Below are 11,019 nucleotides of genomic sequence, written 5' to 3' on the forward strand. Positions count from 1 at the left end.
GCATGGTTAGAACATTTCAGCTTCGCGTTTCTTTAAAAGAAGAAACTATAGAAGGTATCCTTACTAAAAAAGCAGCAAAACATGTTGGTGCAGACGAAAAAGATATCGTCGTAAAAGTGTTACGTAAATCTATTGATGCCCGTAAGCCTAGAATTTATATTAATTACAAGCTTCAAGTATATATCAATGAAAAGCCTTCTGAAATTCCAGAATACGTTTTTGATTATAAAGATGTCTCTAAAGCTAAAGAAGTACATATTATAGGTTTTGGTCCTGCAGGAATGTGGGCAGCCCTTCGTTGTTTAGAATTAGGGTTTAAACCAATTGTTCTAGAACGTGGAAAAAATGTAAAAGACAGGCGTCGTGATTTAAAAGCCATTAACCAAGAGCATATTGTTGGCGAAGATTCTAACTACTGCTTTGGAGAAGGTGGTGCAGGCACGTATTCCGACGGAAAGCTGTATACCCGTAGTATTAAACGAGGCGATGTTCGTAGAATTTTTGAAAGTTTAGTACACCATGGTGCTACGGAGCAGATTTTAATAGATGCGCATCCACATATCGGCACCAATAAGCTTCCTAAGATTGTTCAAAATATTCGAGAAGCTATTCTTAGCCACGGTGGCGAAATTCATTTTGATACCCGCGTGGTAGATTTTACCCTTCAGAATAACAAAATAAAAGCCATTCAGCTTCAAAACGGAATAGAAATGGCGGTAAACCGTGTCATTCTTGCTACAGGCCATTCCGCTAGAGATATTTATTACCTGTTACATAAAAAAGAAATTGCACTAGAAGCAAAATCATTTGCTATGGGGGTTCGGGTAGAGCATCCGCAGCATATTATAGATAGCATTCAATACCATTGCTCCGGCAGCAGAAATGAATTGCTACCTGCAGCATCTTATAGTTTAGTAGCGCAAGTAAAAAATAGAGGCGTCTACTCTTTCTGTATGTGTCCTGGTGGATTTATTGTTCCGGCAGCTACCGCACCGGGAGAAGTTGTGGTCAATGGGATGTCTCCTTCAAAACGAAACAACCTCTATGCCAACTCGGGTATTGTGGTAGAAATTAATGCCGATGAAGATTTGCGCAAGTATGAAAAACATGGCGTTCTAAAAGGCTTAGAATTTCAGAAAGATTTAGAGCGTTTGGCATTTACCGCTGGCGGTAGAACACAAGCCGCCCCTGCACAACGTATGACGGATTTCGTGGAAGGAAAACTATCGGCAGATTTAAATGCTACATCCTATCAACCAGGATTAAAATCGGTTCCTATGCACTCCCTCTTACCAAAACTAATTGGTAGTAGATTACGTGGTGGTTTCGCTGCTTTTGGTGAAAAAATGAAAGGATACTATACCGCAGAAGCCAATATTGTTGGGGTAGAATCTAGAACATCTTCTCCGGTAAACATCCCAAGAAAAGAAAATTTAGAGCACCCAGAAATCCAAGGTCTTTTTCCTTGTGGTGAAGGTGGTGGTTATGCTGGCGGAATTGTTTCTGCCGCTATGGATGGCGAGCGTTGCGCAGAAGCCGCTATTGCCGGACTTTAAGTATAACCAGTATATTCCTTTTAAAAAATATAGCATTTATGAACTTATCGTATTAAAATATTTGTGCCCTCTAAATCATTTATCCACGACTTATTCAATAAAATAATTAAGGTGTGTTTAAAATTGAAAACATACTTTGGAGAGTTTGTAATAAGCTTGACAAGTGATCATTTGAAAATGGTTGTAATTGTATAGGTATTAATTACCAACCTCTAACACCTATGTTATTATGTACGAAAAAGCATTAACTATGAAGAATACTATTTTATTACTTTTCTTTGCACTTTATAATTCATTTTCTTTTTACGGTCAAGAACAGAGATATGATTTTTCTAAAGTGAACTCTCGTACGGAATTACACGAACTATTTACTAGAGTTATTCTTGAAAATAGAGATAAATACAATGAGGATTTCGTAAAAACTATCGAAAAAGAAGCTAGTGATGATTTAGATTTTGAATCAGGTGATTTACACAAAGATCATAATGGTATAATCAGAGAAGAAGGTATGCATTACGGTGGTGTACCTCTTTATTCTGTAGTACTTTCAGGAAATACAGTAAAGATAATCTCCGATACTTTGAATTATGCCGCAAAAGAATTTTTAGCGGTTGCAGAAAAAAAGTATGGTCTAGCAAAATTGACTAGAAATTTTGGTGACGGAATTCGTTTTAAATGGGACATAGAAAACCAAGAGGCAGAACTAGATATTGTGCTAGTAAATGGAGTTAGTGCTTCAGATTTGGGAAGCGATGACATGGCGTATATCACGGTATCCTACGCCCCAATATATGATGTACCACTTGCAAACATCCAAAAAGATATAACCAAATTTGAAAATCAAACAAATTACATCTTGAGAGTCTTTGCATACGGTTGCGTTACCGATGTCTCTATTGATGATATTTACATGGGTAAATCAGTTGGATATGGTACTTTTTCTTTAAATTATTGGATTACTAAAAAACTTTCAATGCTCAAAATAGTAGCAAGGCCTGCTCCTCTAAAAAACGGTAAAGCAGGAAAGAAGTTTCAGGAAGACGCAAAAATTATAATAGAAATAGAAGATTCTAATACACGAGAAACTTTAAAAAAAATAAAATTTACAGAAATTTCAGGAATAGAACCTCTCGAGTTTAAATTAGATTTTGACTCTACTCTTCCCTATTACCCAAAGGCTTGGAGTAAGGGTAAAGATTTAAGAAATGAATCTGATTTAAAAGAAAAAATAATTGCATTATATGATAAATTAGGCAAAGCCATCTTATCCAACGATCAAAAAGTAATCAATGAAATACTTTACCAACAGCATTTCGAGGTGCAACAAATAGAAAACGACAATAGTAACCAAACTGCTCGAGATAATTGGGAAAACATACTTACTATCCAAAAAAAAAGCACTAGGTATGAAGTCAACAAAGATTTCGAAATTGAATTTGGAGCGAACGGTAAAGTAGTTATAACCAAAATAAAAGACTATACTGATATGCTTCAGTTTAGTGGTGATAATTTTGAGAGGAATTTAAATTATGGTAGAATATCTCTTAATATGTATTATCAACCTGAAAGTTCTGACGATCTTCTAATAGTAAGATAATAATAAAAATTTTAAAAGAATTTGTAATTTCAAAGATGAAATTATCAAATCATTTTCACTTTGACTTTATTCTCGTAATTTCGCATCAGACAAAAAAATAATGGCAGAGACTACTCCCACCCGAATAAATAAATATTTAAGCGAAGTTGGCTATTGCTCTAGACGAGCAGCCGATAAGCTTATTGATCAAGGCAGAGTCACCATCAATGGTAAAGTTCCTGAAATGGGAACCAAAATAACTATTGCTGATGAAATTAGAGTAGATGGAGAACTGATAGGAAAGCCTAAAGGTAAACACACCTACCTTGCTTTTAATAAACCTGTAGGTATTGTGTGTACTACAGATACAGGTGTAGAAAAAGATAATATTATCGATTTTATAAACTACCCAAAACGTATTTTCCCAATAGGACGTTTGGATAAACCTTCGGAAGGATTAATTTTCCTAACGGATGATGGCGATATTGTCAATAAGATTCTCCGTGCCCGTAACAATCACGAGAAAGAATATATTGTATCGGTCAATAAACCTATAAATTCTGATTTCTTACGCCAAATGAGTAGCGGAGTACCTATACTAGACACGGTTACCAGACCTTGTAAAGTAGAGCGCATAGATAAATATACCTTTAGTATTATTTTGACACAAGGACTAAACCGACAGATTAGAAGAATGTGTGATCATTTAGACTATCGCGTTAAGCGTTTGCAGCGTGTGCGGATTATGAATGTAGAGTTAGATCTGGAAGTTGGGAAATACCGCGACCTTACAGAAGCTGAGCTCTCTGAAATTAACCGCTTGGTAGCAGAATCTGCCAAAACGCACGATTAGTTTAGCACCTATAGCCTCACAACTATGCGGTGTTACCCCTAATACTATGGAATTTATACCTAATTTTATAAAATAGTAATCCTATTATTACGTTAATACCCTTGTTGACAAGCATATAAAAACCGATTACAAACAAAAAACCAAACTAAAATGAGAAACCTAAAACTTACTGCTATTACAGCATGCCTGACCTTACTACTAGCCTCTTGCTTGAGTACTGAAGAGAAAAAAATAAAAGCAGAAGAGGAAGGTAATGCCCTTGTTTCTATAAAATCTAAATTACTAAAAGGCGCAGGAGATGCCCTGAAGACTGATGGTAAGGAAGCTTTAGAATCTGCAAGTGAAGGTCTTGGAGAAGCTTTTAAAGGTTTAACTTCTGGGTATGATAAAAGTATCAATCAAGCCAAAGTACTATCGGACACAACATTTTTGAAAACATTTGAAATTGGAAGAACAGAAAAGTTCTATAATGATACTACCCATATAAAAAAGGTTACCGTATATCTTATCGCGGACAAAGCTTTTGATAAAAAGCTTAAGCTAAAAGCTTTTGATGCTACCGATAGAGAAATTGGAAGAAGTACTGTAAAAACAAAACTTGAGGAAGACGACGCTCAATTTATAGATTTTGAATTTGACAATAGAACGCCATTATTACAAGCTGATTATTTTATCATTAGCCACAATTAAAGTATAGCAGCAATTTCGGCTGCATCATAATATTAATAGTATTCCAGTGCGGTACGGGTACAAGCTCATGTGTGCTTAGTTCACGATGATACGAGTACCGCACTGAGTTGCTTCTAAGCAACCCTACTCCTACTCCTTTTCACTGCCTGCAAATACGTATCGGCACACGTCTATATTCCGCTTTGCACCATATACTACGTGCTTCCTACAGCTCATGGTAGACGAATACTATAGATCAAACTCTTAAAAACTTATAAATCCGAACTATTCCCCTACCTTTGTGGCTTATTATAAAATACATGACATTTAAAGAATTAGGGATTGCAGAACCTATTTTGAAAGCTTTAGCTTCAGAAGGTTACGAAAATCCTACTCCAATACAAGAAAAATCAATTCCAATATTACTTAAAGGTAAAGACCTTTTAGGCGTTGCACAAACAGGAACTGGAAAAACAGCAGCCTTCGGTATTCCCATTTTACATCACTTATACACGAACAATAGCGGCGTAGGTAAACGAAAGATAAAAGCCTTAGTTGTTACTCCAACACGAGAGTTAGCCATCCAAATTGGTGAAAGTTTTACAGCATATGCCCGTTTTACAGGTATTAAAAACACCGTAATTTTTGGCGGTGTAAAGCAAGGAAAGCAAACAGATGCCTTACGGAAAGGTGTAGAAGTATTAATTGCGACTCCAGGTCGATTGTTAGATTTAATGAACCAAGGGTTTATTTCCTTACGAGATTTGGAACACGTAGTTTTAGATGAAGCAGATCAAATGCTTGATATGGGATTTATACACGATGTAAAAAAAATCATCGCCAAATTACCCGCAAAGCGTCAGTCGCTTTTCTTTTCGGCTACCATGCCTAAAACCATTGTAGAATTGTCTCAAAAAATATTGGGAGAATTTGAGCAGGTAACCATTAAACCAGAACAAGCTACTGCTGAAAAAGTAGAGCAAGCTATTTATTTTGTTCCTAAAGGCGATAAGGCTAAACTTTTAATTCATTTAATTGAAGAAAAAGATGCCAAAGCAGTTTTAGTTTTTTCTAGAACAAAACATGGTGCAAATAAAATTGTTAAACTACTAGACAAGGCAGACATCCATGCTGCGGCTATACACGGTAATAAATCACAAACGGCAAGACAAAATGCCTTAAAAGATTTTAAAGACGGTAAATTAACGGTTCTAGTAGCTACCGATATTGCTGCCCGTGGTATTGATATTGATGATTTATCATTAGTGGTAAATTATGATTTACCAAATGTACCTGAAACTTATGTACACCGTATTGGTAGAACGGGTAGAGCAAATGCTAGTGGGGTAGCTTTATCTTTCTGTGATAGAGAAGAAAGAGCGTATTTAAAAGACATCCAAAAGCTTATTAAACAAACTATTCCTACCATTACAGATCATCCTTTTAAAGATGATGGTAGCAGACCTGTTGAAGCAGATACCGATGATAGACCAAAGAGACAAGGACAGCAGAGCCGTTCTAGAAACAGTGGTCAGAAACCAAGTAATTCTAACAACAGAAATAAAAATAGGAACCGCAATAGAAATCGTACTAGCGACGGACCTAAATAACAAAAAAAGCCTTGCATTACGCAAGGCTTTTTACTTTTACACTATTGGGCAATTACTTCCCCAACATTAATAGTTCATTACATCTAATCTCTGTGAAGTAGCGCTTCTCCCCTTCTTTGGTTTCGTAAGACCGGTGCATTAATTTACCTTCTACCGCTACTTGTTTTCCTTTGACCAAAAAGTTTTCGGCAATTTCTGCTGTTTTCCCCCACGCAACAATGTTGTGCCACTGGGTATCTTCTACTTTTTCGCCTTGAGCATTCTTATAAGAATCGCTGGTAGCAATGGTAAACTTAGCGAGCTTGGTGCCGCTCTCTAAATTTACGATTTCTGGATCATTTCCTAAATTACCAATCAACTGTACTGAATTTCTAAGTGCGTTCATAATTTTAATTTTTAGCTCCTGATACAAGCTCAGGAATGGTTAACAGTTAAGACTATCGGAACCCTATTGTTCTGACACTGCAAACTTAAAAAGCTCGTAGGATTTGATTCGGTTTGGAAATAGTTACTTTCGTTTACAAACGTTTGTAAACGTTTGTGGTTGCTTTTAGATTAGAGCAATTTTTCATTTACACATAGCATTTACAGTCTATACCCCAATAATTTATATCTAATTAATAGAAAATTTAACGCCTTAGTATTATCTTAGGCACACAGGGCCGATATATGCAATAATGTATATCCAATTATTGACAACAATTATAATAATTAAAAAACCCTCTTGATTCTTAGAAAAATATAAAAGATATATAAAACATATGTTCATTATATCTTAAATTGGCGGTATAATGAACATATGTTCATTATACAATTGTTGGCATTCATTTAAAAAACAAACAGTAATGAAAAAAATATTTTTTATAGTATTAATTATTTCAAGTTCAATAATAACTGCTCAAAATGACGGCTGGCATATAAGTACAAATGAAAATTCAGACTATACAGGTATTGCCATTGCAAATGGTAGAATAGGAATGCTTAGCTCCTCTAAGCCTCTTCAAATACAGCACGTTGTACTAAACAATGTCTATGATGTTGACCCAAACTTAAAAGTTAGCCAGATTCTTCATGGAATGAATTTTGGCAATCTTGACATGTACATTGATGGCGAAAAAATCGCAGAAGATAATATCTCCAATTGGCAACAAACAATGGATATGAAAAGTGCTGCCTTAACTACAAATTTCAACTTTAAAGATAAAGCAAAAATTTCTTGTACGGTGTATGCCCTTCGCAATTTACAGTATACTGGTTATATAGATATTAGTGTTCAGGCTACTAAAAAAATTGACGTAAAGGTTACTGGAAAAATAATAACACCTAAAGAGTATCAAAGTCCAAAAAACACATTCCAAATATTAAAAGATGTTGAAACCACCATGCCAATTTTGCAATCTGTTGCTAAAAGTCCATTTGAAAAACATCTCGTCAGTACATCAGGCACATTCATATGGCACAACATAAATTTTTCTAGAGAACATGAACGACCAGAATTAACTCACAACGTTATATCAGACTATGAAAACTCGTTATCATTTCATTATAGTATTAAGAAAAATGAAAGTTTAGATTTCGCATGGACTGGTGCTCAATGCACTACCAAAGATTTTTCTGACCCAAAATCAGAATCGGAAAGAATGGTCATCTTCAATTTATTGAATTCAAAAGAAGTATTACTTGCTCAGCATAAAGCACAATGGAATGAATTATGGGATGGAGATATTATTATTGAGGGAGATTTGCAATCGCAACAAGACGTGCGTTTAGCATTATATCATTTGTATGCTTTTGGTCGTGGAGATTCAGATTTAAGCATCGCACCAATGGGTCTCTCGTTACAAACACCTTATAATGGTCATATTTTTTGGGACACCGAGCTTTGGATGTTTCCGCCGTTATTAATGTTTAATCAAGATATTGCCCGCTCTTTAGTTAATTATCGTTCTGACCGACTTGAGCCTGCAAAAAAGAGAGCATTAAATTATGGTTACCAAGGGGCAATGTTTCCTTGGGAGAGTGATGATACTGGTGAAGAGGCAACGCCACCTTTTGCACTTACCGGTCCATTTGAACATCATATTACTGCAGACATAGCAATTGCATTTTGGAACTATTATCGGGTTACTCAAAATAAAAAGTGGCTTACCCAAAAAGGATATCCTTTAATGAAAGAAGTAGCAGATTTTTGGGTAAGTAGAGTTACTGAAAACAATGACGGCAGTTACTCTATTAATAATGTTGTTGGAGCCAATGAATTCGCACCCAATGTTAACGACAATGCTTTCACAAATGGGGCGGCAATTACTGCTTTAGAATTTGCAATAAAAGCCGCTATAGAAATTGAAGAAATACCAAACCCAGAGTGGCAATTGGTTTCAGAAAAAATTAAAATTCTGAAACTTAAAGACGGTACTACTAAAGAACATGAAAATTATAATGGGGATATCATTAAACAGGCAGATGTAAACTTGCTTTCTTTTCCTCTAAATATAATTAATGATAAAGCATCTATACTAAAAGACTTGAAATATTACGAGCCAAAATTATCAAAAGAAGGTCCTGCAATGGGTAAGTCAATTTTTTCAGTATTATATGCAAGACAAGGTGATGTAACGAATGCCTACCGCCTATTTAAGGAAAGTTACGTGCCTAATCAACAAGCTCCTTTTGGTGCCTTATCTGAGGTAGCAACTTCTAATTTTTCATATTTTGCAACGGGTGCAGGTGGAATGTTACAAAGTGTTCTCTTTGGATTTGCTGGTTTAGATATCACCGATGATGGAATTATTCAAAAAAATCCTATTCTTCCAAAAGAATGGAAATCATTAACCATAAAAGGTGTTGGCGCTGATAAAAAAACTTACCGAATTGATAGATGAATTAATAGTGAAAAGTAGAAAAACGAAATGCCAACAATGCCTATAGCAAATAGAGCATAAAGCGTTATATTTTAAAGGCTTGGGAGTGTTTGCGAAGTCCGCCAAATCTTTTGATTTGGCTTTTAGAGTAGATAAAATAAAAACAAAATGCAAAAGCTTTGGCTACGGGCTTGGCGGAAAGATAAGTGCTTATCACCTGCCCTACTTGCCATAGCCGTATCGCTAGCACCAAGCAGAAAAAAAATGGAAATAGCAACTAAAGACAAATGGAAAACTATTCCAATGGATAATCCAAAAAGGCTGGATGTATCTATGTTTTTAAATTTTGAGCAATTAAATAAACTAAAATTAGGGTTAGTTCCAAACCAAATGGAAGATAAATGGTTTGTTTATTTCAATAATGATACTATCTATTTTAACCGTTCTTGGACAGGTTACGAAATTTTTAAAGCAAAACTGAATCTTAATGAAAGTGGTTGTGAAATAAATGAATTTAGCGTTGAACAAAATCTTGAGAAGTACAAAGAAGCAGATGATGAAAGAAATATTTACAGCTTCAAAAATCACATTGAATATCTCTCAAACAGAGAAATAAATAACCCTGTAAAGAATGGACTTTGGGGTTTAGTTATTGGAGATGCACTTGGCGTTCCTGTAGAATTCAAAAGCAGAGATTATCTAAAACAAAATCCATTAACCGATATGATTGGGTTTGGAACTTACAATCAACCAGAAGGGACTTGGTCTGATGATAGCTCTTTGGCATTTTGCCTTGCAGATGAATTAACAAAAGAACTAAACCTTCAAGAAATCGGGAATAGTTTTGTTAGATGGTTTTATGAAAATCATTGGACACCTCACGGAAAAGTATTCGATATTGGTATTTCAACAAGAGAAGCCATAATTAGGTTAAAAAAAGGAGAAAAAGCTGAATTAGCGGGAAGTTGGGAAGAAAATTCAAATGGGAATGGCTCATTAATGAGAATTCTACCGTTACTTTTTGAAGTGCAGAAAATTAAAGGCCGAAAAGAAAAATATGAATTAATTAAAAAGGTTTCAAGTATTACCCACGGACATATTAGGTCTTGCTTAGCTTGTTTTTATTACCTTGAAATTGCCTCTTTTCTGAGTTCTCAGATTAAATACCCAATAACAGATGCTTACAAAGTTGCAAACCATTCTCTACTAAAACTAACAGAAGAAATGGATATAAATCCTAAAGAAATAGAATTATTTGATAGAATAACGGGAGGTAATTTAGCAGAATTGCAAGAAAACTCTATTCAATCTTCGGGTTATGTAATTCATACACTTGAGGCTTCAATTTGGTGTTTATTGACAACAAAATCATATAAAGAAGCTGTTTTGAAAGCAATAAACCTAGGAGAAGATACAGATACAACTGGAGCCGTAGTTGGTGGATTAGCTGGACTTTTTTATGGCATTAACTCAATACCTAAAGAATGGATTGGTAAAATTGCAAGAAAAAAAGATATTGAGGAATTAACTAATAAATTAAGTGACAAGTACAAAATAGCCAGGTGCTAATCGAGTAGACGGCTCCGCCCCTAATTAGGAACGGAGTGCGCCTCTCACACCACCGTACATACGGGTCTCGTATACGGCGGTTCAATAATTATACATCTCGTTTGTAGTACTCGATTAAACTAACATACCCTCTCATTCTCAACCTTTTAATGGTAATTGTAGTCCCTAAAATAGGGCTTTGAGCTACTGCCCATCCTCCCATTCTTGTGCGACTCCAAGCATAGGCGGTGTTATGGTTTACACCTAAACGGATTAGGTTTTTCCGCTTCCGTTCTGGTTTCTTCCAATGGTGCCATATACAGTACCGCAATCGGTTTCTTAGCCA

General features: G+C 35.4%; 8 protein-coding genes and 1 pseudogene. 7 read left to right on the plus strand and 2 right to left on the minus strand.

The features are described 5' to 3' along the window. Positions 1-2 precede the first annotated feature (2 nt). The 5 genes from BLQ19_RS19505 to BLQ19_RS19525 all read left to right on the plus strand — a co-directional run bounded on the left by BLQ19_RS19505 (position 3) and on the right by BLQ19_RS19525 (position 6,264). On the plus strand, positions 3-1,556 hold the full coding sequence (locus BLQ19_RS19505; RefSeq protein ID WP_074539454.1) for an NAD(P)/FAD-dependent oxidoreductase: 1,554 nt from the start codon (positions 3-5) through the stop codon (positions 1,554-1,556). A 250-nt stretch (positions 1,557-1,806) separates the two neighbouring features. Then, positions 1,807-3,153: a hypothetical protein gene (locus BLQ19_RS19510; protein ID WP_139150293.1), complete on the plus strand. Its 1,347-nt coding sequence runs from the start codon at positions 1,807-1,809 to the stop codon at positions 3,151-3,153. Positions 3,154-3,253: 100 nt separating this feature from the next. Next, positions 3,254-3,985: a 23S rRNA pseudouridine(2604) synthase RluF gene (gene rluF / locus BLQ19_RS19515; protein WP_024479736.1), complete on the plus strand. Its 732-nt coding sequence runs from the start codon at positions 3,254-3,256 to the stop codon at positions 3,983-3,985. A gap of 150 nt (positions 3,986-4,135) precedes the next feature. Continuing rightward, positions 4,136-4,675 (plus strand): hypothetical protein, encoded by a 540-nt coding sequence (locus BLQ19_RS19520; RefSeq protein ID WP_074539456.1) that lies wholly within the window; start codon positions 4,136-4,138, stop codon positions 4,673-4,675. A 299-nt stretch (positions 4,676-4,974) separates the two neighbouring features. After that, on the plus strand, positions 4,975-6,264 hold the full coding sequence (locus tag BLQ19_RS19525; RefSeq protein WP_029445656.1) for a DEAD/DEAH box helicase: 1,290 nt from the start codon (positions 4,975-4,977) through the stop codon (positions 6,262-6,264). Positions 6,265-6,316: 52 nt separating this feature from the next. On the opposite strand, the gene BLQ19_RS19530 is transcribed toward BLQ19_RS19525, so the two are convergent. Then, complete coding sequence (locus tag BLQ19_RS19530; protein WP_029445655.1) at positions 6,317-6,649, minus strand: single-stranded DNA-binding protein; 333 nt, start codon at positions 6,647-6,649, stop codon at positions 6,317-6,319. Positions 6,650-7,109: 460 nt separating this feature from the next. Here BLQ19_RS19530 and BLQ19_RS19535 point away from each other — a divergent pair, with 460 nt between their 5' ends. Then, positions 7,110-9,146, plus strand: a complete 2,037-nt coding sequence (locus BLQ19_RS19535; RefSeq protein ID WP_074539457.1) for a kojibiose hydrolase — start codon at positions 7,110-7,112, stop codon at positions 9,144-9,146. 147 nt (positions 9,147-9,293) lie between these two features. Then, positions 9,294-10,694, plus strand: coding sequence for an ADP-ribosylglycohydrolase family protein (locus tag BLQ19_RS19540; protein WP_254788454.1), 1,401 nt, complete (start codon positions 9,294-9,296; stop codon positions 10,692-10,694). An 88-nt stretch (positions 10,695-10,782) separates the two neighbouring features. Here BLQ19_RS19540 and BLQ19_RS19545 read toward each other — a convergent pair. Continuing rightward, positions 10,783-11,019 (minus strand): annotated as a pseudogene (locus BLQ19_RS19545) (group II intron reverse transcriptase/maturase); the annotation flags it as partial.

Source organism: Cellulophaga baltica (genome assembly GCF_900102165.1).
Classification (GTDB): domain Bacteria; phylum Bacteroidota; class Bacteroidia; order Flavobacteriales; family Flavobacteriaceae; genus Cellulophaga; species Cellulophaga baltica.

What these genes read in the sequence shown, in the direction of transcription:
- rluF (WP_024479736.1), top strand. Translation starts at nt 3,254, where the DNA reads ATGGCAGAGACTACTCCCACCCGAATAAATAAATATTTAAGCGAAGTT.
- BLQ19_RS19525 (WP_029445656.1), top strand. Translation starts at nt 4,975, where the DNA reads ATGACATTTAAAGAATTAGGGATTGCAGAACCTATTTTGAAAGCTTTA.
- BLQ19_RS19520 (WP_074539456.1), top strand. Translation starts at nt 4,136, where the DNA reads ATGAGAAACCTAAAACTTACTGCTATTACAGCATGCCTGACCTTACTA.
- BLQ19_RS19535 (WP_074539457.1), top strand. Translation starts at nt 7,110, where the DNA reads ATGAAAAAAATATTTTTTATAGTATTAATTATTTCAAGTTCAATAATA.
- BLQ19_RS19530 (WP_029445655.1), bottom strand. Translation starts at nt 6,649, where the DNA reads ATGAACGCACTTAGAAATTCAGTACAGTTGATTGGTAATTTAGGAAAT.
- BLQ19_RS19505 (WP_074539454.1), top strand. Translation starts at nt 3, where the DNA reads ATGGTTAGAACATTTCAGCTTCGCGTTTCTTTAAAAGAAGAAACTATA.
- BLQ19_RS19540 (WP_254788454.1), top strand. Translation starts at nt 9,294, where the DNA reads ATGCAAAAGCTTTGGCTACGGGCTTGGCGGAAAGATAAGTGCTTATCA.
- BLQ19_RS19510 (WP_139150293.1), top strand. Translation starts at nt 1,807, where the DNA reads ATGAAGAATACTATTTTATTACTTTTCTTTGCACTTTATAATTCATTT.